The organism is Bradyrhizobium sp. USDA 4502 (assembly GCF_054063355.1).
This window is the reverse complement of the sequence record NZ_JBSSGF010000001.1, coordinates 5877613-5900866: the sequence shown is the minus strand read 5'-3', so window position 1 is coordinate 5900866 and position 23254 is coordinate 5877613. Positions and strand designations below refer to the sequence as shown.

The following is a 23254-nucleotide window of genomic DNA, read 5'->3' as shown; positions in this document are numbered from 1 at the left end:
ACGGCGGCTAGCGCGCGCCGATCGCCTTGAATTTGCGAACCTGATCCGTCAGCGCCCGCTCGACCGGCAGGCGCTCCATCGAGGAGGCGCCGTAGAAGCCGTGGCAGTTGCGGGTCTGCTTCATGATGAAATCGGCATCGGCGGGGTCCGCGATCGGACCGCCATGCGCGAGCACGATGATGTTCGAATTGACGCTGAGCGCGGCCTCGGCCCAGGCCTCGATGCGGGCAGGGCAGTCGGCGAGCTTCGGCGCGGTCTGCGCGCCGATCGTGCCGCCGGTGGTCAGGCCCATATGGCAGACGATGATGTCGGCGCCGGCGATCGCCATCGCGGCGGCCTCCTGCTCGCTGAACACATAGGGCGTGGTCAGCATGTTCTTCTCATGCGCCTTCGCGATCATGTCGATCTCGAGCGCATACGACATTCCGGTCTCTTCGAGATTGGCGCGGAAGGTGCCGTCGATCAGGCCGACGGTCGGGAAGTTCTGCACGCCGGCAAAGCCGAGGGCCTTGAGCTGGTCGAGGAACACATCCATGTCGCGGAACGGATCGGTGCCGTTGACGCCGGCGAGCACCGGCGTCCTGGTCACGACCGGCAGCACCTCGCCGGCCATCTCGACGACGATGGCGTTGGCATCGCCATAGGGCATCAGTCCGGCGAGCGAGCCGCGGCCGGCCATGCGGTAGCGGCCGGAGTTGTAGATCACGATCAGGTCGACGCCGCCGGCCTCCTCGCATTTCGCCGACAGTCCGGTGCCGGCGCCGCCGCCGACGATCGGCTCGCCGCGTGCGATCATGGCGTGAAACTTCTTCAACAGCGCCGTGCGTTCAAACCTGGCCATGGGTCACCTCGCCACTCTCCGCCGACCACCGGCGCGTCCAAGCAAGGGGCGGAACGCGCTGACGATGGCGGCGGTGAACTCGGGATCGTTGATGTTGCGTTTGATGCGGATGATCTGCCGATTGCCGGTCTGGCGCACGGTGCGCTCCAGCGCGCGGAACAGCGCCGCATCGGCCTCCGGGTCCCAGAACGGCTGGCCGGCTGCATCGAGCGCGGAGACGCCGCCCTCGGCCAGGAAGAAGCGCACCGGCCCGTCCATCTGGTTGAGCCGTTCGCCGATCCAGCGGCCCATGCGCTCGTTCTCTTCCGGCGTGGTCCGCATCAACGTGACCTGCGGATTGTGGATATGGAATTTGCGCTGCCGATAGCGCTCCGGGATCGTGTCGGGTGCGCCGAAGTTCACCATGTCGAGCGCGCCGACCGAGCCGACATAGGGCACGCGGCTGCGGATGATGGCGCCGAAGCGATCCTCGGTCGCCGGGAACACGCCGCCCATCAGGAGGTCGCAGACCTCGGTCGTGGTGAGGTCGATCACGCCGGCGAGTTGGCCGGACTCGACCAGCTTCTCCATCGAGCGGCCGCCGACGCCGGTGGCGTGGAAGACGAGGCACTCGAAATCCTCGCGCAGGTCGGCTGCGATCTTCTGCACGGCCGGCGTGGTGACGCCGAACATGGTGATGCCGATCGCCGGAAGGCTCGCGCCTGCATCGCGCTGCTTGCCGGCCTGCTCATCGAGCCGCGCCTTGACCATGCCGACCAGCGCATGAGCGCCGTTGCCGAGCACCGTGCGCGAAATCGAGTTGAGACCCTGCACGTCGGCCACCGAATACATCATGGTGATGTCGGCGGGACCGACATAGGGACCGACGTCGCCGGACGCGACCGAGGAGATGATCAGCTTCGGCACCCCGACCGGCAGCGCGCGCATGCCGGGCGCGACCAGCGACGCGCCGCCGGAGCCGCCGGCGGAGATGATCCCGGCGATATTGCCCTGGCGACGCAGCCATCGCTCGAACGCCTCCGCCATCGCCGTCACCGAGGCGCCGCGATCGGCGCCGAACACGCCCGAACCGGCGCGGCCGTGGTTGAGTGCGATCTCCTGCGCGGTGACGTCGCAGCTCGCCGCCTTGCCGCTGGTCGAGACATCGACCAGTCGGGTGCGCAGGCCGCTGCCGGCGATGATATCGCGGATGAAGCGCAGTTCCGCGCCCTTGGTGTCCAGCGTGCCGACGACCAGCACGACGGGTGGCCCCGACGTTCTGGACGTCGCCGGTTCGCGCCGCGAGCGACTTGTTTCCTCGAGCCGCGTGACCCCGGCGGACTGCGTCCGCGCGGCGGCCTCGATGCGGGCGATCGGCACCGGCTGCGACCAGCGGGTCGGCAGCACGGGATTGGAGACGTAGATGCGGGTCGGCCCCTTGCGTTCCGGCTGCGGGGCACCGACCGCTTCGGCCTTCGCCGGTGCTGGCTCGGCGTCGGTCTCGTCGGCGCCATGGGTGCCGACGCCGAGCAACCGCTGCTGCAGCTCGCGGTCGGTTGCAAGGCGGGCGGAATCGATGATCCGGTTGATCCGGCCATTGACCATGATGGCGACGTTGCGCGACACCGCCGTCGCCACACCGATGTTCTGCTCGATGACCAGCACGGAGATGTCCCCCTCATCGCCGAGCCGCAGCAGCATGTCCTCGACCTGGGCGACGATCACGGGCGCGAGACCTTCGGTCGGCTCGTCCATGATCAGCAGATGCGGATTGGTCAGCAGCGCGCGCGCGATCGCGAGCATCTGCTGCTCGCCGCCGGACAGCTGGTTGCCGCCATTGCTCTTGCGCTCGGCAAGGCGCGGGAAGGTGTCGTAGATTCGCTCGATGGTCCAGGCGCCGCGCCGCAGGCCGCCGGCAAGCGCGAGGTGTTCGTCGACGGTCAGCGAGCGCCACAGGCGGCGGCCCTGCGGCACATAGCCGACGCCGAGCCGGGCGATCCGCGCCGGATTGAGCCGCGTGACCTCCTCGCCGCGGATCCGGATCGAGCCGCCGCTGGCGCGCACGAGGCCCATGATGGCCTTGCACAGCGTGGTCTTGCCCATGCCGTTGCGGCCGACCACCGAGAACACGCCGGACTCGAGCGTGAGATCGACGCCCTGCAGCGCATGCGAATGGCCGTAATAGACGTCGAGGCCCTTCACCTCGAGCGCGGGCACTGCTCGGCGGTCATTCATGGCCGCCTCCGAGATAGAGCTCCTGCACCTCGGGATCGGATTCGATCTCGCGCGGCAGGCCTTCCTTGAAGATGCGGCCGTTGTGCATCATCGTCACGCTCTCGACCACGCGCAGCGCGACGTCCATGTCGTGCTCGATGATGATGTAGCCGATATGCGCCGGCAGCGAGGTCAGGATCTCGATCAGCTCGCGCCGCTCGGTAGGCGACAGCCCCGCTGCCGGCTCGTCGAACAGGATGAAGCGCGGCGCGCCGGCCAGCGCCAGCGCGATCTCGAGCTGCCGCTGCTGGCCATGTGCGAGTTCGGCGACGCGCTGGTCCTTCACGCCGCTGAGGTGAACCGCCTGTACCAGCGTTTCGGTCGCGTGCATCAGCGCATCGTTCTGCCCCGGGCGCAGGAACGAGAACCGGTCGCGCGAGACGCCGCGGCAGGCGAGGTAGACGTTGTCCTGCACCGTGAGGCCGGGGAACAGCGCCGAGATCTGGTAGGTGCGGCGTAAGCCCCGGCGGATCCGCTCATAGGGCGGGAACTGGGTGATATCCTCGCCGAAGAAGCGGATCGTGCCGGAGGAAGGCGCAAAGTCGCCGGTGATGCAGTTGAACAGCGTCGTCTTGCCGGCGCCGTTCGAGCCAAGCACCGCGCGCCTTTCGCCGGGCCGCACCGTGATGGTGACGTCGGTCAGCGCCGCCAGCGCGCCGAACAGCCTGGTCACGCCGCGCAGCTCGAGCGCCGCGCCAGCGCCGACCACGGACAGCCGCTGCGCGACGCTATCCATGGCGACCTCCGCCTGAACGTTGCGTCGAGGATGCGTTGCGCCGCCGCCAGCGTTCCCACAGGCCGATCACGCCGTCGGATGACCAGAACACGATGGCGAGGAAGCCGAGCCCGATCAGCAGCCGGAAGCGGTTGCCGTCGAGTCCGAACTTGATCAGCACGTCGAGCGCGAAAGTCCGCAGCAGCACGAAGATCAGCGCGCCGATGAAGGGTCCGATCGGCCGCGTGATGCCGCCCACCACGGCGATGATCAGGACGTCGATGCAGGCGCCGACGCTGACCGAGCCGGGCGAGATCTGCCGGTAGTTCCAGACCTGCAGCACGCCGCCGAGCGCGGCGATGAAGGCGGCGAAGGCGTAGGCCGCGATGCGGTGCGCATTGGGGTTGAAGCCGAGCGCCGCCATGCGGCGGGAATTGTCGCGGACGCCCTGCAGCGCGAGGCCGAACGGCGCCCGCGAGACATACTGGACGGCGAAGTAGCAGATCGCGGCGACGCCGAGCGTGACATAATAGAAGGCGATATCGGCGCGCCAGTCGACGCCCCAGAACTGCGGCGTCGCGACGGTGTTGATGCCGGTGTGGCCGTTGAAGATCGCCCAATTCTGGTTGGTAAAGTAGTAGAACGCGGCACCGATCGCGAGCGTAATCATGATGGTGTAGATGCCCTCGGTGCGCACCGCGAGCGCGCCGCCGAGCGTGCCGAACAGCGTCGCCAGCGCCAGCGCCATCGGGGTTGCCAGCCACCACGGCCAGCCGAGGCTGATATTGGCGTTGCCGCTGATGCCGAACACCGCGACCATGTAGCCGGCGAAGCCCGCGATGGTGAGCTGCATCAGGCTGACCATGCCGCCATAGCCGGCGAGGAACATCAGGCTGAGCGCGATGATGCCGAGGATCAGCGTGGTGGCGAAGATCTCGATCAGGAAGAAACCGTTGGCGATCAGCGGCATGATCACGAGGATCAGCGCGACCAGCCAGGCCGCCGGGTTCTGGAATTCCGGCCAGGCACGGATGAAGGCTCGGCGGGCCGCGTTGGCGGATGGATCGGGGCGGAACTGGGTGCTCTGGAGCAGCGACATCTGTCATCGCCTCGCGAGCAGGCCCTGCGGCCGCAGCGCCAGCACCAGCACCATGATCAGGAAGGTGACGACGATGGCGTAGGTCGGGATGTAGACCGAGCCGAGCTGCTCGGCGAGGCCGATGATGACGGCGCCGAGCGCCGCTCCCGGGATCGAGCCCATGCCGCCGACGATCACGACGACGAGGGAGGCGAGCAGGAACCGCGTATCCTCGCCCGGCGACAGCGACTGGAAGGTGCCGCCGACCACGCCGGCAATGCCGGCAAGGCCCGCGCCGAGCGCGAACACCAGCACGAACACCAGCTGGATCCGCACGCCGGTGGCGGCCAGGATGTCGCGGTCGTCGACGCCGGCACGCACGATCATGCCGATCCGCGTCCGGTTGAGCGCCAGCCACATCGCGATTCCGATCACGACGGACGCAGCGAAGATCACCAGCCGCACCAGCGGGTATTGCAGATAGACCGGTTCGCCCGTTGATTTGATCGCGGTCAGCAGCGGCAGCTGGATCGGGCCGATCAGCCAGCTCGGGGTCTGGATCTGGTAGAAATCGCCGCCGAACACCCAGAGCATCAGATCGGCGAACACGATCGACAGCCCGATCGTCACCATCGTCTGCCTGAGGTCCTGACCCTCCATGCGTCGGAACACGACGAGCTGCAGGATCACGCCGACCAGCGCCACCGCGATGAAGGCGATGATGAAGCTGAGGAGCCACGACCCGGTCCAGCTGCTGATCGCGTAGCCGACATAGCCGCCGAACAGATAGAGCGAGCCGTGCGCAAGGTTGACGTTGCGCATCAGGCCGAAGATCAGCGTGAAGCCGCTGGCCACCAGGAAGTAGAGCCCGCCGAGCGTGATGCCGTTCAGCACCGCGTTGAGGAACACGCGCTTGCGGCCGATCGCGGCCTCCAGCCCCGGCGGCCAGATCGCGAACACCAGCCACGCGAGCACCGCGACCGCGATGATCACGATCAGCGCCCAGGCCGGATGGCGTTCGATGAACCTGGCCATCTCCGTCGCGTTCCCTCACTGGTCGCGACCGTCTGCCGGGCCGCGTGTCCAGTATCCTACCGAGGGCGTAAGCTCAGGATTTGATCGACAGTATCTTTTATCGTGCGCTCCGGAACTCCTTCACGGCCGCAACACCTTGGCGGCGCGGCGATAGTCGGTCGGGGCCATGCCGACATTGGCGGCGAAGAAGCGGGTGAAGCCGCTCTGCGAGGAGAAGCCGAGGTCGAAGCCGATATCGGCGATCGGCGTCTCGGTCGCCACCAGCGCATCGAGCGCCTGCTCCATGATCAGCGTGTTCATGTAGAGGTGAGGGGTGACGCCGGTCTGGGTGCGGAACAGCCGGTAGAAATGCGGCCGCGACAGCCCGGCCTCGCGCGCGATCGCATCGAGCTCGATCTCGGCGCCGGGGCTTTCCGACATCAGCTTGATCGATTTGCGCACCCTGAAATCGGTCACCGCGGCCGCCGCGCGCGCATCCTGCGCGGCCTGCCAGCTCTCCTCGTAGCAGGAGTCGATCAGCTGCCGGAGTTCGCAATCGAGGCTGCGCAGCGACGGCGCGCCGCACACTAGTGCTGCGGTGCGGCGGATCAGCCGGTCGAGCGCTTCGGTGCGCGGAAAGAAGGTGCGGCCGAACCGCAGGCCCTGTGCCGTCGCGGGCTGCGGCGCGAACCATTCGGCGTTGACATAGAGCACGAAGAAGATCGCGCCGTGATCCATGTCGGTCGGCAGAAAGTTGTGCGGTTCCCACGGGTTGACCGCGACGACGGTGTCGTCCTTGAGCAGCAGCCGCTGCTCCGAGACGTCGATCTGCGCCGGCGTTCCGCCGACATGAAAGATCAGATGCCCCTCGCGGTGCGCATGCACGTTGAAGGGACGGTTCAACTGATAGACCGTCGCGCGACCGAACCGGCCGTGGAAGACGGCAAGCGCCCTGCTCATGCCTCCCCTCCCGCGGGATGTTCTTGTCTTTTCGACAAGCGTTCATCATCCGCCCGCGGAAAGCAAGGGCGAGCAGGGCTCTTGATGCAACCGCGCACCATGCCCCGGCCGTTCAGCCTGCACTGCAACAAATACGTCAGTACTTCTTGCACTCCGGGACCGTGCGGCTCGGCAGGCCGATCTTGGCGAACACCGCCGGATCGTAGCCCAGCGTCTGGTTGACGTTCGGGATCACCTTGACGACCTTGCTGAACAGTGCGCCCTTGCCGTCATCGACCACCTCGGTGACGAAATTGGTGCCGATCGCCTGGCGGTTGGAGTCGAGCTTGATCTTGCCGTTCGGCGCGTCGATCTCGATCTTCGCCAGCGCGTCCTTGAGCTTGGCCTGGTTGTTGGAGAGATCGCCATTGACCTGGCGCAGCGCCAGGATCAGCGCCATCGTCGAGCCGTAATAGTTGGTCGCGAGCAGCGACGGGCTCGGGAAGCGTTTGGCCGGCGGGAAGGCATCCTGATAGGCCTTCACGAATTTCTGCCAGCCCGGATCCTCCCAGGTATCGGCCTGGCCGCTCGCGGCGATGGTGCCGATCAGCGCGTTCTTGGCGTTGCCCTTCGACGACAGGATGGTCTGGTCGATCATGATCGAGCCGCCCATCAGATGCGCCTTGCCGCCGGCCTGCTGATACTGGTTGAGGAAGTTGACGGCGTCGGCGCCGCCGAGGCCGAGATAGATCGCGTCGACGTCGTCAGGCAGCGCGGCGATCACGGAGGCAAAGTCCTTGGTGCCGAGCGGCACCCATTGTCGGTTGGTGACCTGGCCGCCGGCGCCGCAGAACTCGAGCACCAGGCCAAATACCTGGGTGTAGATGAAGGAGTAGTCCTCGCCGACGGTCGCGATCTTGCGATAGCCCTTGGTCTCGTAGGCGTATTTGCCGAGGCCGACCTGCCACTGCGCGCCGTCCATGTTGTAGCGGAAGAAGTTCGGCGCCGGATCGACATAGGTCGTCTCCTGCGCGCCGGAGGCGGCGTTGACGAAGGTCAGCTCCGGATGGGTCTTGGCGAAGTTCTTGACCGCGATGCCTTCGTCGCCGGACAGCGGCGACAGCAGGATCTGCACCTTGTCCTGCTCGATCAGCTTGCGCACCGCGCGCACCGCGGAGTCGGGCGTCGCGTCGGTCGAGGCGACGACGAATTCGAGCTCCTTGTCGCCGATCTTCTTGCCGAGCACGTTGAGCGCCGTCTGGAAGCCGCGCATGCCGTCCTCGCCGAGCACCGTGTAGGTGCCCTCGAGCGTCGCGGTGACGCCGACCTTGATCTTCTCCTGAGCGAACGCCGTGCCCGAAAGCAACAGGCTGCTCAACGCAATCAGTCCCAAACTGCCTTTCAACATCGCGCTCCTCCCTCTGCGTTGTCGCCGGCGTCCACTTGCCGTGCGAAGGCTGATGGGCGTCCGGTTGTTGCCGGCAAAGCTAGCCGAAGGCAGGCGCGGCGCGGATGTCGTCGACGCGGGGTGGCTTAACGGGCAGTCTCATTTTGATTGTTGCGCCGCAGCGCGGCTCGCGGCGCAAAGCCGCGGAGCTTGTTCGGTGTCGTCACCCGGGAAAGCGGGTGATCCAGTATATTCGAGAAACGGCGGTGCTGGAGCCGAGAGGTTGGGGCGTACTGGATGCGCGGATGACGACGCCGGAGAGGAATGCGAGCAGGCAGCTTCCTTCGCGTCGTCCCGGCGAAGGCCGGGACCCATACGCCGCGGCGGACGTTGTTGTAAGGACACGTCGTTCCAGCGATGCTTGACAATCGGAATTTGTGGTTATGGGTCCCGGCCTTCGCCGGGACGACACTCAATTTGTTGCGCGACTTGTGAGTCATACCGTTTGCGTTCTCGCGACATATTTTGTCCGAGCTTTGCTCTTCTTTCCGCCCTCTCTTGAACAGAGGGCGCAGGGAAAGCCGGGTGCCGATCGCACCCATGGGCCCCGAGCAATGGGTAGAAAGCTCGGGGGTAGGACCACAGGTGTAACCGGAAACAACCCGGCTTTCCTGCGCGATGGGTTACGGCTTATACATGCTCTCCCCGGCGAGACTGGGCTTTTTTGTCACCGCCCTCGCAAACGCTTGCGCGCTTTGCGAGAGGACACCTGCCGCTAGGGCGTCAGGCCTGCACGATTTCGCCGTCCGCTTCATGCGCACTCGTCAGTTGCGCTTGTCGCGTCCACCGCATCTCACCGCAACACCCGTGACGATGCGCAGCGCCCCTCGATCGGGTGAGACGGGCGTTTCTATACACTGAGTTACGCTTCGGATAAAGCGAAATATTTTTGCTGCGGGGACTTGCGCCGTCGGGCAAATCAGTGGCAGGGGGCACGCTCATGCCAGCTCCAGTCCGCCGTCGACGGTTATGATCTGACCGGTCATCCATTGCGTGGCGGGACCGGCGAGCCGCACGATCCATTCGGCCACGTCGTCCGGAAGGCCGCGTCGTCCAAGCGGGATGCGTGTGCGTTCCTGCTCCTTTACGGCCGCCGCCTGCTCGTCGCTGAGACCCATCATGCCGGTGAGCGCGCCGGATTCGGTCGGCCCCGCCGCAACGGCGTTCACTCTCACGCCGAGCGGCGCAAGCTCGAGCGCCCAGCAGCGGGTCAAATGCTCCAGCGCCGCCTTGCTCGCTGCGTAGTGCGACAGGCCTGCCGCCGGCTTGTGTCCGTAGGTGCTGGAGACGTTGACGATGGCGCCGCGCGTCGCCGTCAGGTGCGGAAGCGCGGCGGCGGCGAGCAGGCTCGGCCCGACCACATTGACCGCGAAGATGTCCGTGATCCGGTCGGCCGTCGCATCTTCCAGCGCCAGGATCGCGCCGGCGCCCGCATTGTTGATGACGGCATCGAGCCTGCCCCAGGCCGCGATCGCCTTGGCGACCGTGCGCCGCGCATCATCGGCGGAGGCGGCATCCGCGATCAGGCCCGTGATGTTCGGATGCTCGGCAACCGCTTCCTCGAGGGGGCCGGGCCGGCGGCCGGTGACCAGCACCTTGTCGCCTTGCCGTGCGAAGGCGAGGGGCGGCCGCGCGGCCGATGCCGGAGGTGCCGCCGGTCAGGATGATGACCTTGTCGTTCTTCATGTGATCGTCCTTTACGAAACTGCGATTGAGGTGAGGTCGAGCGCGAGCAGCAAGAGAGGCTCACCTCTTCCCATCGGGGAGAGCCAGGCTGAAGCCGGGCTCGATCATTCGATTCAAAATCAGGCCCTTCGGGCCGAGATGAACGCGAGGATGTCGGCATTGACGATGCCGGGCTGCGTGGTGCAGAGGCCGTGCGGCAGCAGGTCATAGATCTTGAGCTGGCTGTGCTGCAGCAGCTTGGCCGACAGCAGGGCGGAATCGGAGACCGGCACGATCTGGTCGTCGCCACCATGCAGAACGAGCGTGGGAACGGTGATGGCCTTCAGGTCATCGGTGAAATCGGTCTCCGAGAAGGCCTTGATGCAGTCGTGGTGCGCCTTGGCGCTTCCGGTCATGCCCTGGCGCCACCAATTCCAGATCACCGGCTGCGATGTTTCGGCACCGGGACGATTGTAACCGTAGAACGGGCCGGATGCGAAATCGAAGTAGAATTGCGCGCGGTTGGCGGCGAGCTGATTGCGCAGGCTGTCGAAGACCTCGATGGGCAGGCCACCGGGATTGGCCTCGGTCTTCAACATCAGCGGCGGCACGGCACCGATCAGGACCAGCTTCGCCACACGATTCTTGCCGTGGCGCGCGACATAACGCGCGGCCTCGCCGCCACCGGTGGAGTGGCCGATGTGAATGGCATTGCGAAGATCGAGATGCTCGACGAGGGCCGCGACATCAGCCGCGTAGTGATCCATGTCGTGCCCGTCGCTGACCTGGCTCGATCGGCCGTGACCGCGTCGATCATGGGCGATGACGCGGTAGCCGCGGCCGAGGAAGAACAGCATCTGGGCATCACAGTCGTCGGAGCTGAGCGGCCAGCCGTGGTGGAAGACGATCGGCTGGGCAGATTTCGGTCCCCAATCCTTGTAGAAGATGTGCACGCCATCTGTTGTCGTGATCGAGGTGACGGGACGCACCGTGTCGCCGGCGCCGGTCGGAGCTTTTGTTTCCTTGCCGACGGCGGATGTCGAGCGGATTGTCAGCGACATTGCCGACATGATCGAAGCCGTGAGCAGCTTTCGTCGCGACGTCCGTGCGAGCCGGGCGACCGAGTTGTTCCAGGCCATCTTGCTTGTCTCCTGTTGTTAGCGTGGGCATGCTGATGGTTTACGCCGTCAATTGCGCCGCTGCCCCAGAGCGATTGAGACCGTTGCAGCGCAATTGCTGCTAGCGCATGCGGCGCCGCCAATTGCTCGGCGTATCTCCGGTCAACCTCCTGAAGGCCGCGGCAAACGCGGTCTGGGAGGCGTAGCCCAGCGCGGCCGACACCGTGACGACGGACGCGTCGGTATCGCGCAGCATCTTCATGGCCTGCTCGAGTCGGTGCTGGCGCAGGAAAGCATGCGGCGAGAGCCCGGTGCTCTCCTTGAAGGCGCGGCAGAAGTGGAAGCGCGACAACCCCGCATCCGACGCCAGCGCGGCGAGCGAGACGTCCGCATCGCTGTCCGAGCGCAGGCGCTCGATGGCACGACGAAGCACCGCAGGCGACAGCCCGCCGACCGCCGGCGGCACATTGATGGTCGAGCCGGAATGCGCGACGAGCAGGCGGGTCGCCAACAGGTCCGTCAGCTGCTGCCTGAACAGGGTATCCAACGCGGTGTTGTTCTCCAGGAGGTCAGCCCCGCTGGTCAGCAATCGCGCCGTGATGGCGTCGGGATGTCCGATCCGTTCGGTCAGATCTGCCAGAGCACCCAGATCGGCTTCGCTTGCGATGCGCTCGAGCGTGGCGTGTGGAAGATAAAGCTGGATCAGATTCAAGAGTTGAGGCGAATCTGCGCGGCCCGCCGAACCGGCCGCAACGACATCCCACCGCGAGGTCGCGCCGGCGGGAATGACCGTCACCACCCCCGGCCGCGCGGTGCCGATCGCAACCGATTTTCCGCTCCGCCGCTCGAGCCGTTGAATGCCGGCGGGATAGGCCATGATGACGTGGTCGGCCATCGGCTTGACGATCTCATGCACGGGATCGTGTTGCCAGTAGGCAATCGAGCCGCCGGATGGCTCCAGAGCGAAGCGGACCGGCCTCGTCTTCAGCACGCGTGCCATTTCGGTATTGGCCGAGCGCTGGCCGGGAAGCGGCGGGCCATCCGGGCGGTCGTCGGGTGTCGCCGGCCGATCGTTCGGAAGATCATGCAGGACAGGCTTGTTCATGGATTTGCCTTCGCGCCGCTGACGGTGCCACTGATATCGAGCATGACGGCTTTCCCGGATCATGAGTGCGCGGCCGGCATGCCAGCTGGCCGCGATGCGGGAAAAAAGGCACGGTTTCCGAGACGGCGATACTGTGCCGCGGGATAGCCTCTGTTCGCCGGTCGTCAGGTCATCCCACGTCCTCCGCTGCGGCGATCCATCCGGCTGCGAACGGGACGCCGGCGTACATGGGTTTCCATGAGGTGCGGCCGGGACGTGGCGGGGTTACAATCGGGGCGTAAACCGCCCAGCTTGATCAACTCCGGCCCTCATTTGACCAATAGCGCCAAACACGACAGTGCCGATCTTGAGGCTGCTCCCAAGATTGACGCCAAGATTGACCGCAAGGCTGATCGCTCGCGGGCGAGGCAGCCCAGCACGATGCCAGCGTTGCCCCGCCAGCGCGCTTTCCTGGCGATCGCAGCCTGCCTCGCCGGCATTACCGCCAGCTGGCTCACGAAATCGCCCTTCGGCCTGCTGGCCGTGGTGGCTGCCCTATACCTCCATGTCGACCGACGGGCAGCCCTGCTCCTGCGGGTCGTGTGGGCCGTCGCGTTCGTCGGCGCGATTGCCGCGCATTTCCATGCGCACGACCCCCAGAGCGCCGCGCTATCGCTGGCGCTGTTTGCCATCCTCGCGCTTTGCATCGGCGAGATCGTCGCGATCCCGTCATCGGTAAAGCTGAGCGCCGATGCGGTGCAGGCCATGCGGATCATCGAGAGCATGCCGGCCTACACCTGGTCGGCGAGCCCGGATGGTCACATCACCCATGTGAGTGCGAGTACGCTGGCCTATCTCGGCGAGCTCGCCGACAAGACCGGGCTGTTTCACGTTCTGGACAATGCCGGCTGGCGGCGTGCCATCCATCCCGACGACTATGCGCAGGTGATGGAGATCCGCCGCCATTCCCTGAAGACCGGCATTCCGTTCGATGCAGAGTATCGGGTGCGCGGCTCGGACGGAACCTATCGCTGGTTTCGGTCGTTCGGTTCGCTGTCGCGCGATGAGCGGGGCGAACTGGCCGGCTGGTACGGCACGATGATCGATATCGAGGCGAAGAGGCAGGCGGAGGACGCGCTGCGCAAGAGCGAACGCCAGCTTCAGCAACTGATCGACGCGGTGCCCGCGCTGATCTGGAGCACGACGCCGGATGGAACGCCGACCTATGTCAACAAGCGGTTCAAGGTCGCAACCGGTGCTTCCCTCGAGGACATCACCGCGCCCGACGGATCGCCGTCGCTGAGTGTCGTTCACCCGGACGACAGGGCGGCCGCGATTGCGGCGATCACCCACTCGTTCAGGACGGGCGAGCCTTACGTCATGATCTATCGCCAGCTCCGCGCCGGGGGTGCCTACCACTGGACGGAGACCCGCGCCGAGCCGCTGCGCGACGATGCCGGCAATATCATCCAGTGGTACGGCGTGAGCGTCGATATCCACGACCTGGTGACGGCCCAGGAGGCGGTGAAGGAGAGCGAGCGATCGCTGCGCCAACTCGTCGAGACGCTGCCGGCCATGATCGATTGCGCCGCGCCGGATGGCGAGCCGATCTATCGCAGCCGTCAGCTCCGCGAGTTTCTTGGATACGATCTCGAGGAGCTCGACGGCAATGAGAAGGGGCGCCTCGAAGCGACGCTCGACGCCGGTGTCCATCCCGACGACCTTGACGGCGTCAAGCAGCGATACGCGCACTCATTGGCGTCGGGCGAGCCGTATGCCCGCAGGCACCGTCTGCGGCGTTTCGACGGCGAGTATCGCTGGGTCGAGACCCGCGCCGGCGCGATGCGCAACGCCGATGGCGCCATCGTGCAGTGGAATGTGATCTGTCTGGACATCGACGCCGAGGTGCGGGCGCAGGAAGAGTTACGGATGGCGCAGGCCGAGCTTGCCGGCGCAAGCCAGGCGGCGAGCCTTGCCGAGCTCTCGGCATCGATCGCGCACGAGGTGAACCAGCCGCTGGCCGCCGTCGTGGCCAATTCGCATGCCTGCCAGCGCTGGTTGACGGCGGACCCGCCAAACCTGGAGCGGGCGCGCAAGACGGTCGAGCGCATCATCCGCGACGCGAATGGCGCCGCCGATGTCGTGAGCCGCATCCGCGCCTTGTTCAGGCAATCGCTCGACAAGCGAAGCAGCGCGGAGTTGGGCAGCATCATCGCCGAGGTGCGCGAGCTGATGTCCGAAGAAGCCGTGCGGCGCCCGCATCCGGCTCGATATCGATGTCGAATCCGCCATACCGCCCGTGACCGTCGATCGCGTTCAGATCCAGCAGGTTCTGAGCAACCTGATCCGCAACGGCATGGAGGCCATGGAGCGGGCCATCGACGACAGATCGATCCGGATCCGCCTCGATCGGATCGAGGATGCGGTTCGGGTGCGGATCAGCGACCGTGGCCCGGGCGTCGAATTCCCAGACCGGGTGTTTCAGCCGTTTTTCACGACGAAGGAGTCCGGGATGGGCATGGGCCTTGCGATCTGCCGCTCGATCGTCGAGTCGCATGGTGGGCATTTGTGGGCGGAAGAAAATGAGCCGCACGGCGCCAGCTTCATTTTCACATTGCCGATCGAGGCGAACAGGGCGACATGACGGCCGAGGAGCAGATTGTCTTAATCGTGGACGACGACGAGCGCACTCGCGAGGCGTTGAGCGAGCTGTTGGCCTCGCATGGCGTCGAGACCGCGACGTTCGCCTGCGCCGGGGCGTATATCGACGCCGGGAAGCCGGACGTGCCGGCCTGTCTGGTGCTCGACGTCGAGCTACCCGACATCAACGGGCTCGATCTGCAGCGGCAGATCGCGCAGGGCGATCATCCGCCGATCGTGTTCATCACCGGGCATGGCGATATCCCGTCGTCGGTTCGTGCCATCAAGCATGGTGCGCTGGATTTTCTGACCAAGCCGTTCAGCGATGACGACGTGATGGCCGCGATCCGGGCGGCGATCGACCAGGACCGGGTCAGGAGGGCGGATCGCGCCGAACTCTCCGGCTTGCGGCAGCGTTACCTCAGCCTGACGCCGCGTGAGCGTGACGTGCTGCCGCTCGTGGTCAGCGGCCTCATGAACAAGCAGGCGGCAGCGGAACTCGGCATCAGCGAGGTGACGCTTCAGATCCATCGAAGGAATGTGATGCAGAAAATGGCGGCGGCGTCGCTCGCCGACCTCGTGCGCAGCGCGGAGCGGCTGCAAATTCCCGTCACCCACTCCCGGCGCGGCGGAGGGACCGACCGTGAGTAAGAGGGTTGTCGCTGTTGTCGACGACGATCCGAGGCTGGTTGAATCGCTGGCGGAGCTGTTGGAGTCCGCAGGCTATCAGACATGCTGCTTCTCGTCGGCGCAGGCGCTGCTCGCTGCCGGCTTTGCCAATGTGGACGTGCTCATCACCGATGTCGGCATTCCCGGGGTTGATGGCTTCGAGCTTCGCAGGCGCGCCCTGAAGCAGCGGCCGGACCTGCCGGTGTTCCTGATCAGCGGTCGCCATGAGGTGGCGGATCAGAGCCGTGCCCAGGGATTGAGCGGATTCTTCCGCAAGCCGTTCGACGGCCAGGCGCTGCTCGCCGCGGTGGATGATGCCCTGCGTGACGGAAGGGAGGGGAAGCATGAGGATTGACGCGCCGCTGCAACGACGCCTGCCGTCAGCCCGGCCGCTGCCGGGCGATAATGCTGCGCAACCGGTCGTCCTGATCGTCGATGACGATGCGTCGGTGCGGGAGGCGTTGTCCGAATTGATCCTGTCGGTCGGCTTCCAGTCGATCGGCTTCGCTTCCACCAGGGAGTTGCTCGAGGCGGATGTCCTGCAACGCCCCGGCTGTCTCATCCTCGACGTGCGGATGCCGGGCGCCAGCGGTCTCGACCTGCAAGCCTATCTGGTCCAGAACGGCAATCCCAAGCCGATCATCTTCCTGACCGGACATGGCGACATTCCGATGACCGTGCAGGCGATGAAGGCCGGCGCCATCGACTTCCTCACCAAGCCAGTGCGGGACCAGGCGTTGCTCGACGCCGTGCTCGCCGGCATCACGATGGATGCGGCGCGCCGGCAGCAGGCCCTGGTCGTCAAGGGCTATCTCGAACGCGTCAGGATGCTGACACCGCGCGAGCGCGAGGTGCTGCACAGGGTTGCGCATGGCGGCGTCAACAAGCAGATCGCCTTCGAGCTCGGGATCAGCGAGGTGACCGTCAAGCTGCATCGTGCCAACGTCATGCGCAAGCTGCAGGCGTCTTCGATCGGTGACCTCATCCGGATCTGGGAGGCGCTGCCGAAAGCCGTGCGCGAGACCGCCGTCGAAGGATGATCCTGGCACTCTTCCGCAAGCTGAGCAGGAACTCGATCACGCGTTGGAACAACACGCGGCCCGATGACGCAGCTCTCGGTTGACCTGCCGACGGTTCGAGCATCAGGCCAAACGATGGCGCGACGCGCGTGGCGGATTGTTCGCAAAGCGCAGTTGCCGGAACCGATCGCAGCGAGCGTCGGAAATTTCGATAATTGGGACGAACGTCGAAGTTCCCCTACGTTTGCCCAACATTGTCCATCATGAGTCTATCAACTTCGCGTGTGGTGCCTGTTGAATGCGGAGACAGGGGATCGCCGGAACCTGAGGTGCAGAGACTCGGGTCGCGTCAACAGGCAGGCGGAGCGGAACAATCAAGCAAATCGTGGTGCAACGATGCCCGCCGCCTTTGCCGGGGCGGGCAAGGCGAAGGTATTTCATTGCTGCGGCGCGACGCGTTCTGCGTTCAGCGTGCGTCGCTGTCGTCGGTTGCTCGCTGTGCGAGCAGGCTCACGCGCTCGACTTCTTTGGTCTGTTCGGTTCCGACGATCCGCCGCCGGTCAGCGCCACGACGCTGTCCTATCGGTTGGAGATCGAAGCCAAGACGCCGGAGGGCAAGAACGATAGCGACGCCGAACAGGCATTGCGCGATGCCGCCGGCACCTATCGCCTTCGACAGGAACCGCCCCCGGACGGGGAAGGTCTCGCGCGCCGGCTGCAGGCAGATATCAATCCGCTGCTCGATGCCCTTTGGGGGCTTGGTCGCTACAACGCTCAGATCGATGTGACGATAGATGGAGTTCCAATCTCCCTCGACGAGATCGGGCTGGCCGCGGCGGCGCGTCGGGCCGACAGCTTTCGCAATCGGACCGTTGTGCCCGTCAAGGTCATCGCGCGACTTGGTCCGTTGTTCAAGCTGCGCGCCGTAGATGTAGACTATCCGCGCGACCAAGCGCCGCAGGGATTGCCGCGCCGCGCGTTTGCGCTGAAGTCCGGCGATCCCGCGATCTCTGCCGACCTGCGCGCCGCGCAGGTGAAGCTCGTCGACTGGTTCCGCAGCAACGGACATCCGCTCGCGAAGGTCGCCGACGTCAAGGCCACCGTCGATCATGGCGCCGCCGCGATGGACCTTCGGCTGCGGGTCGAAGCGGGCCCCAAGGCCGGCATCGGCGCCGTGACGATCTCGGGCGGAGACGTCGATCCGAGAGTGGTGGCCACGCACGTCTACCTGAGGGAAGGCGAGCCTTATTCGCCAGAGCGGCTCGCCTTGGCGAAAACCTCGATCGCAAAGATCCCGGCCATCGGGGGAATTCGCGTCCGCGAGGCGGACCAGCTCGATGAGAATGGCAATCTGCCGGTCTTCATCGATTTGACGGAAAGGCCCAGGCACGCGGTGGGCCTCTCGGCGAAATATTCCACCGTCGATGGTCCCGGCATTGCTGGCTACTACGAGGATCGGAACATATTCGGCGGCGGCGAGCGCCTGAGGCTCGAAGCGTCCGCCTCGCTTTTGCAACGGATCGACGGCACGTCCTTCACCGGCTTCAATAATCTGAGCGGCTCGGATTTCGGCGCACGCTTTACCGGCACCTTCATCAAGCCGGGCTTGTTCGGTACGGCCAACGATCTACTGATCGAGGCCACTGCGTTCCGCGAGCGTGTCGGCAACAACGACCTCGGCGGTTACACTGACGACACGGTGCGCGGCACATTCGGCGTGATCCATCGCCTTTCGGAGGCGGCTTCGCTGCAGGCCGGTCTCCAGGTCGAGCAATCGAAATCGCAGGACGTGCTGGGGCGGGTCGATGCGACATTGATCGGCTTCACGGCGACCGGCCGCTACGACACGACAGACAATCCGCTCGACCCCACGCGCGGTGTGCGCCTCTCGGCGACCGTCAATGCCTATCCGAAGCTGATGGGTTCCACGATCGATCTGTTCGAAGCGCGGGTTGCGGGCTCGGCCTATTATGCGCTCGACGAGCAGGCCGACTACGTGCTGGCGGGTCGGTTGGCCGCAGGCTTGCTTGCGGGCGCGCCGCTCGACCAGATTCCGGACGCACATCGCTTCTTCGCTGGCGGCGGCGGATCCGTACGCGGTTACGGCTTCAACACCATTTCGCCGATGATGTTCGGTCAAATCACCGGTGGTCGCAGCCTGATCGAGGGCTCCGCCGAGGTGCGGGTCAGGATCACTCCCACCATCGGCCTCGTGCCATTCTTCGACTTTGGCACCGCCTCCCGATCGTCCCTGCCAGGCTTCGACGACTATGTGGGCTACGGCGCGGGACTTGGCTTGCGCTATCTCACGCCGGTCGGCCCGATCCGCCTTGACGTTGCGACACCGCTGAACCCTCGCCCCGGCGACAGCCGTTACGCGATCTATGTCAGCATTGGGCAGGCCTTCTGATGCGCATCCGACGGCTGTTCATTATCGGTTCCGCCGTCGCGGCCTTGGGTCTCATCGCTGTCGCGGTGCTTGGTGTCGTTCTCTACCGAATGGTGGGCGGTAGCGGCGAGAACCAGCAGGATGTGCTAGCCAGTCTCGTCTCGCGGACGCTCTCGACGCCGGCGACCCAGGTCCATGTCGGCGCCGTCGATGGTGTGCTGTCCTCGGATGCAACGGTCCGCGACGTTAGCATCACCGACAAGGACGGTGTCTGGCTGACGCTCGACAAGGCGCGCCTCGTCTGGCGACGCAGCGCATTGTTGCTGGGGCGGCTGGAAATCGACCGTCTCGAGATCGGCACGCTTGAGATCAAGCGAAAGCCGCTTCCGTCCGATCAGCCTGCCGCCGAGTCCGATCAGCCGATCCTGCCTGACCTTCCGGTGAAGGTGCAGGTGAAGGCTTTCGACCTGCGGGCCCTGACGCTGGGACAGTCGATTCTGGGTGAAGCTTTGAGTGTCGCGGCGACCGGCAATACCGAGCTCGGCTCGCCCTCGGAAGGGCTCGTCTTCAACCTCGATGCCACCCGCAAGGATTTTCCGGGCCACTTCAAGGCCGCTCTCGCCTACGTTCCGCAGGGAAATGCGCTTACCCTCGACGTCACGCTCGACGAGCCAGCCCACGGACTCATGTCGAAGCTCGGCCATCTGCCGGGCGAGCCGCCCGTCACATTCGCACTGGGCGGCAAGGGCACGCTCGACAGCTTTCGCGGTGCCCTGAAGTTGCAGGCCGGCCCCACGATCGATGCGACCGGCACGATTGCGCTTGACCGAAACGGCGCGGCCCGAGTGCTCGCAACGCGCCTTGCCAGTCACCTCGAACCGTTGTTGCCGGCGATCGCCGCGCCGGTCTTCGCCGGCGAAACCCATCTCGACAGTACGACACATTTTGGTGACGACGGCAGCATCGCCCTGGACGGGCTGACGCTGACGAGCCGTCTCGCACGGCTCGACGCGAAAGGTTTGCTCGGAGCCGACAAGGTCGTGGATTTTGCGGCTTCGATCCGCTCCTTGCCAAGCAACGGCGACGTGACCGAGACTGACCAAGGCTCGATCCGCAGCCTCGTTTTCGACAGCCGCGTCAACGGCCCAATCAAGGCTCCCACAGCATCGGTCAAGCTCGCGCTGTCGGGTGCTCATCTGCCGGACGGAGACATCGAGACGCTTGATGCTTCGATCACGGCCGTTCCTCGTGCCGAGGCCGGCGATCCGGCAACGCGCATCATCCTTGACGCGAACCTGCGTGCTTCCGGCATCGCGCCACGCGACGCGAGTTTGGCGGCCGCGATCGGCAACACCGCGTCGCTCGTGCTCCACGGCGATACCGACCTGGGCGGCCGCGCCAGGATCGAGCGTCTCGAGATCGGCACATCAACGGTTCAGGCCACCTATACAGGCGATGTCAGCGCCGATCGCCTGAATGGCCGGGCAACCGGAACCGTGCCCGACCTCGGCGCCTTTGCCGACCTTGCCGGGTTGAAGCTCAAGGGCTCGGTGGCGTTCGGCCTCGATCTCGACACGGATTTACAGCGTGGCAGCTTCGATATCAGAATGTCAGGTGCCGGCGAGAAGCTTGCGACGGGACTTGCGGCGCTCGATGGGCTTGCGGGGGCGCGGCTCGCACTCGCAGCCGACATCTCTGCTGATGGTCGCGACACTTACACGGTCCGCGACGCGTCGATCGATGGTGCCCGTGTTGCGGTTCGCGCCAAAGGAACAGTGACGCGCGACTCGAGCGACCTGTCGGCGCGTGTGGACCTGCCGGATCTCTCGGCGGCCGATGCGCGCCTCACCGGTGCGGGAGCTGTCGACGTCGGCCTGACCGGCGGGCTCGCACATCCCGGGGTTTCGTTCGCGGCCTCGGTGGATCGCGCCACCGCGATGCGGCGTCCGATTCCGCATCTGGCGCTCGCCGCGACGGTCAACGACATCAACGGAGTCTGTGCTGTCGAGGTCAAGCTCGACGGCTCCGTCGACGGCAAGCCAGCGCGCGGGATTGTTCAGGTGAGCCGTCGATCGTCGGAGCCCGACGATCGCGCAGCTCCCGCCGCTGCCGGTTGGCACGCAAAGACCATCGACATCGCGATCGGATCGGTATCCCTGAAGGGGGCAGCAACGATCGACGCCCAGAGATTCGCCAGCGGGCAGATTCGCTTCGCAGCCGGGGCGCTCGCCGATCTCTCGCCGCTTGCCCTTACAGAGCTCGCCGGTTCGGCCTCACTCGACCTTGCCGCTTCGGCCGATGGCGGCCAACAGTCGATCCGGCTTGCCGGCAAGGGCGCGGGAATCCGTGCCGCGGGTGCGGCCGTCCGCAGTTTCGATCTGCGCGCCGATGGCGCCGATCTCTACAGCCATCCGGTGCTCAATGCTGATGCGCAGGTCAATGGTGCCGAGTTCGGCGGTCAGACAGTCTCAAACGTCACGCTGGCGGCCGCGGGCAATGCCGATGCGAGCACGATCGGCCTGTCCGCCAAGGCTGCCGGATTCGATCTCGATGCCGCGGGTGCACTGACCACCAGGGAGCGGGTGCGGTTCGATCTCAACCGCTTCACCGCGCGCCGTGGCGCCAAAGCGATTGCGCTGCAGGGCCCCGCGGGCTTCACGCTCGACGATGGCACGGTGTTGATCGAGCATCTGGCGCTCGGGATTGGACGTGGCCGCTTCACGGTGGACGGCAAAGCCGGTCAGGTGCTCGACCTTAAGGCCATGGCCAGCGCGATCCCGCTCGGCGAGGCCGATGTCGCGATACCCGGTCTGGGCCTGAGCGGGACCCTCGACGCGTCAGCGGCCATTGCGGGCTCCATGAGCGCGCCGACCGGCCAGTACAAGGTCGCGGTCAAGCAGCTCACCGCGCCGCAGACCAGAAGCGCCGGCCTGCCGCCGATCGACGTTGCCGCGGACGGACGGCTCGATGGCAGCCGCGCGAGCCTGAACACCACAATTGCCGCGGGAAGAGCCGGTGCGATCGCGGCGTCGGGCACGGTGCCGCTCGACGCCACGAGTCCGATCGCGCTGACCGCGAAGGGCCGCCTCGATGCCGCCATCGCCAATGCCGCGCTTTCCGCCTCCGGCCGTACCGTGTCCGGCAGCGTTACGCTCGATGCCCGTGTCGGCGGCACGCGTACCAGGCCACAGATCGGCGGTGTCGCCACCATGAGCGGAGGTACCTTCCGTGACAGCATGCTCGGTACGCGCCTCGATGCCGTCGAGGCGAAAATCACCGCCGAAGGAGAGCGCATCGTCGTGGAGCGCCTGACCGCGGTGACGCCCAACGGCGGTACGTTGTCCGGCTCCGGTGAGGTACGGGTCGCCCCGGATGCAGGTTTTCCAGGCACGGTCTTGATTCGCGGTCAGCAGGCGACGCTTGCCTCCAGCGCGCTGGCGACCGCGCAGGCCAATCTCGCTATCGACGTCACAGGCGCCCTGGCGCGCGATCCGCGGATCGTCGGTCGCGTCGACTTGACTCGCGTCAACGTCGATATTCCGGATCGCCTGCCGTCGACGCTGAAGCCGATCGACGGCATCAACCATGTGAACGCCTCGGGACAGGCCGCTGTACGGCTTGCAGCTGCGCGCAAGGCCGAAACGCCGAAAGGCAACAAGAAGCGTCCGGCGCTCTTCAACGCCGCGCTGGACGTGACAGTTTCGGCGCCGAACCACGTCTTCATCCATGGCCGCGGGGTAACCGCGGAACTCGGCGGCTCCGTTCATGTCGGCGGTACGAGCAACGCGCCGGTTCCGAAGGGAGCCTTCTCACTCTATCAGGGCAAGCTGGTGGTGCTCGGAAAGACGCTGACCTTCACCAAAGGCAATCTCTCCTTCAATGGTGATCTCGCGCCCGAGCTCGATTTCGCGGCAGAGATACAGGCCTCTGACATCACCGCGCAGGTCGGAATCTCGGGCCCGGCGGCCGCGCCGGTCTTCGCCTTCCATTCGCAGCCCGAGTTGCCGCAGGACGAGATCCTGTCGCGCATTCTCTTTCAGAAAGCTTCGGGCAGCCTGACGACCTCGCAGGCCGTGCAGCTCGCAGGGGCCGCGGCTCAGTTCGCAAGCGGTGGCGAGGGAACGGTGGACCGCATGCGCCGCTCGCTCGGGGTCGACAATCTGGATGTGGGCGCCGGAGCGGGCGGTCCGATGGTCGGTGCCTCGCGCGCGATCGGCGACAGGCTAAGCGTGGGCGTGCGGACGGGCGCGAGCGCCAGCCAGTCAGGAGTGTCGGCCAATGTCGACGTGACGCGCCATATCCGCGTCGAGTCGGATGTCGATGCGAAGGGCTCGACATCCGTCGGAGTCGGCACGCGATTCGAATGGTAATGGCGACCGAGAT

16 protein-coding genes and 1 pseudogene are annotated in these 23254 nt (G+C 65.9%); 6 read left to right on the top strand and 11 right to left on the bottom strand.

All coding sequences use genetic code 11. From position 1 onward, the window contains the following. Positions 1-7 precede the first annotated feature (7 nt). The 10 genes from ACVW1B_RS27505 to ACVW1B_RS27460 all read right to left on the bottom strand — a co-directional run bounded on the left by ACVW1B_RS27505 (position 8) and on the right by ACVW1B_RS27460 (position 12175). Positions 8-841 carry a phosphoenolpyruvate hydrolase family protein gene (locus tag ACVW1B_RS27505; RefSeq protein WP_253607030.1) on the bottom strand — a complete coding sequence of 278 codons (834 nt, stop codon included), beginning with the start codon at positions 839-841 and terminating at the stop codon, positions 8-10. Positions 842-844: 3 nt separating this feature from the next. Then, entirely contained in the window at positions 845-3055 is a 2211-nt protein-coding gene (locus tag ACVW1B_RS27500) for an ABC transporter permease (protein WP_253607031.1), read from the bottom strand. Further along, on the bottom strand, positions 3048-3830 hold the full coding sequence (locus tag ACVW1B_RS27495; RefSeq protein ID WP_253607032.1) for an ABC transporter ATP-binding protein: 783 nt from the start codon (positions 3828-3830) through the stop codon (positions 3048-3050). The genes ACVW1B_RS27500 and ACVW1B_RS27495 overlap by 8 nt, the downstream gene beginning before the upstream one ends. Next, complete coding sequence (locus ACVW1B_RS27490; protein ID WP_253607033.1) at positions 3823-4908, bottom strand: branched-chain amino acid ABC transporter permease; 1086 nt, start codon at positions 4906-4908, stop codon at positions 3823-3825. The genes ACVW1B_RS27495 and ACVW1B_RS27490 overlap by 8 nt, the downstream gene beginning before the upstream one ends. Before the next feature lie 3 nt (positions 4909-4911). Next, a complete protein-coding gene (locus ACVW1B_RS27485) occupies positions 4912-5922 on the bottom strand; it encodes a branched-chain amino acid ABC transporter permease (protein ID WP_168855385.1) in 1011 nt (336 codons plus the stop codon). Between the two features lie 120 nt (positions 5923-6042). Then, complete coding sequence (locus ACVW1B_RS27480; protein ID WP_016847806.1) at positions 6043-6861, bottom strand: helix-turn-helix transcriptional regulator; 819 nt, start codon at positions 6859-6861, stop codon at positions 6043-6045. 136 nt (positions 6862-6997) lie between these two features. Continuing rightward, positions 6998-8248, bottom strand: a complete 1251-nt coding sequence (locus ACVW1B_RS27475; RefSeq protein WP_028333311.1) for an ABC transporter substrate-binding protein — start codon at positions 8246-8248, stop codon at positions 6998-7000. 977 nt (positions 8249-9225) lie between these two features. Then, positions 9226-9882, bottom strand: coding sequence for an SDR family NAD(P)-dependent oxidoreductase (locus tag ACVW1B_RS27470; protein WP_456822499.1), 657 nt, complete (start codon positions 9880-9882; stop codon positions 9226-9228). Positions 9883-10092: 210 nt separating this feature from the next. Continuing rightward, the gene (locus ACVW1B_RS27465; RefSeq protein ID WP_253607035.1) at positions 10093-11091 is read right to left on the bottom strand and encodes an alpha/beta fold hydrolase; all 999 of its coding nucleotides are present in this window, start codon (positions 11089-11091) and stop codon (positions 10093-10095) included. A 100-nt stretch (positions 11092-11191) separates the two neighbouring features. After that, positions 11192-12175, bottom strand: coding sequence for a helix-turn-helix domain-containing protein (locus ACVW1B_RS27460; protein WP_309145013.1), 984 nt, complete (start codon positions 12173-12175; stop codon positions 11192-11194). A gap of 747 nt (positions 12176-12922) precedes the next feature. Here ACVW1B_RS27460 and ACVW1B_RS27455 point away from each other — a divergent pair. The 4 genes and pseudogenes from ACVW1B_RS27455 to ACVW1B_RS27440 all read left to right on the top strand — a co-directional run. Continuing rightward, a pseudogene (locus ACVW1B_RS27455) lies at positions 12923-14798 on the top strand (PAS domain-containing protein); the annotation flags it as partial. Beyond that, positions 14795-15445, top strand: a complete 651-nt coding sequence (locus ACVW1B_RS27450) for a response regulator transcription factor (protein ID WP_253607038.1) — start codon at positions 14795-14797, stop codon at positions 15443-15445. The pseudogene ACVW1B_RS27455 and the gene ACVW1B_RS27450, both read left to right, overlap by 4 nt. Next, the gene (locus ACVW1B_RS27445; RefSeq protein WP_456792895.1) at positions 15438-15818 is read left to right on the top strand and encodes a response regulator transcription factor; all 381 of its coding nucleotides are present in this window, start codon (positions 15438-15440) and stop codon (positions 15816-15818) included. Before ACVW1B_RS27450 ends, ACVW1B_RS27445 begins: the two co-directional genes overlap by 8 nt. Continuing rightward, on the top strand, positions 15808-16503 hold the full coding sequence (locus ACVW1B_RS27440) for a response regulator transcription factor (protein ID WP_253607040.1): 696 nt from the start codon (positions 15808-15810) through the stop codon (positions 16501-16503). The genes ACVW1B_RS27445 and ACVW1B_RS27440 overlap by 11 nt, the downstream gene beginning before the upstream one ends. A 445-nt stretch (positions 16504-16948) precedes the next feature. On the opposite strand, the gene ACVW1B_RS27435 is transcribed toward ACVW1B_RS27440, so the two are convergent. Continuing rightward, positions 16949-17593 (bottom strand): hypothetical protein, encoded by a 645-nt coding sequence (locus tag ACVW1B_RS27435; protein WP_253607041.1) that lies wholly within the window; start codon positions 17591-17593, stop codon positions 16949-16951. A 12-nt stretch (positions 17594-17605) separates the two neighbouring features. Here ACVW1B_RS27435 and ACVW1B_RS27430 point away from each other — a divergent pair, with 12 nt between their 5' ends. Both ACVW1B_RS27430 and ACVW1B_RS27425 read left to right on the top strand, forming a co-directional pair. Continuing rightward, positions 17606-18892: an autotransporter assembly complex protein TamA gene (locus ACVW1B_RS27430; protein WP_253607042.1), complete on the top strand. Its 1287-nt coding sequence runs from the start codon at positions 17606-17608 to the stop codon at positions 18890-18892. Next, entirely contained in the window at positions 18892-23241 is a 4350-nt protein-coding gene (locus ACVW1B_RS27425) for a translocation/assembly module TamB domain-containing protein (RefSeq protein WP_253607043.1), read from the top strand. The genes ACVW1B_RS27430 and ACVW1B_RS27425 overlap by 1 nt, the downstream gene beginning before the upstream one ends. Positions 23242-23254: the final 13 nt, after the last annotated feature.

Coding starts and splice junctions, on each gene's coding strand:
- ACVW1B_RS27505 (WP_253607030.1), bottom strand. CDS start 841: ATGGCCAGGTTTGAACGCACGGCGCTGTTGAAGAAGTTTCACGCCATG.
- ACVW1B_RS27500 (WP_253607031.1), bottom strand. CDS start 3,055: ATGAATGACCGCCGAGCAGTGCCCGCGCTCGAGGTGAAGGGCCTCGAC.
- ACVW1B_RS27495 (WP_253607032.1), bottom strand. CDS start 3,830: ATGGATAGCGTCGCGCAGCGGCTGTCCGTGGTCGGCGCTGGCGCGGCG.
- ACVW1B_RS27490 (WP_253607033.1), bottom strand. CDS start 4,908: ATGTCGCTGCTCCAGAGCACCCAGTTCCGCCCCGATCCATCCGCCAAC.
- ACVW1B_RS27485 (WP_168855385.1), bottom strand. CDS start 5,922: ATGGCCAGGTTCATCGAACGCCATCCGGCCTGGGCGCTGATCGTGATC.
- ACVW1B_RS27480 (WP_016847806.1), bottom strand. CDS start 6,861: ATGAGCAGGGCGCTTGCCGTCTTCCACGGCCGGTTCGGTCGCGCGACG.
- ACVW1B_RS27475 (WP_028333311.1), bottom strand. CDS start 8,248: ATGTTGAAAGGCAGTTTGGGACTGATTGCGTTGAGCAGCCTGTTGCTT.
- ACVW1B_RS27465 (WP_253607035.1), bottom strand. CDS start 11,091: ATGGCCTGGAACAACTCGGTCGCCCGGCTCGCACGGACGTCGCGACGA.
- ACVW1B_RS27460 (WP_309145013.1), bottom strand. CDS start 12,175: ATGAACAAGCCTGTCCTGCATGATCTTCCGAACGATCGGCCGGCGACA.
- ACVW1B_RS27450 (WP_253607038.1), top strand. CDS start 14,795: ATGACGGCCGAGGAGCAGATTGTCTTAATCGTGGACGACGACGAGCGC.
- ACVW1B_RS27440 (WP_253607040.1), top strand. CDS start 15,808: ATGAGGATTGACGCGCCGCTGCAACGACGCCTGCCGTCAGCCCGGCCG.
- ACVW1B_RS27435 (WP_253607041.1), bottom strand. CDS start 17,593: ATGATCGACGGTGGCCTTGACGTCGGCGACCTTCGCGAGCGGATGTCC.
- ACVW1B_RS27430 (WP_253607042.1), top strand. CDS start 17,606: ATGGACCTTCGGCTGCGGGTCGAAGCGGGCCCCAAGGCCGGCATCGGC.
- ACVW1B_RS27425 (WP_253607043.1), top strand. CDS start 18,892: ATGCGCATCCGACGGCTGTTCATTATCGGTTCCGCCGTCGCGGCCTTG.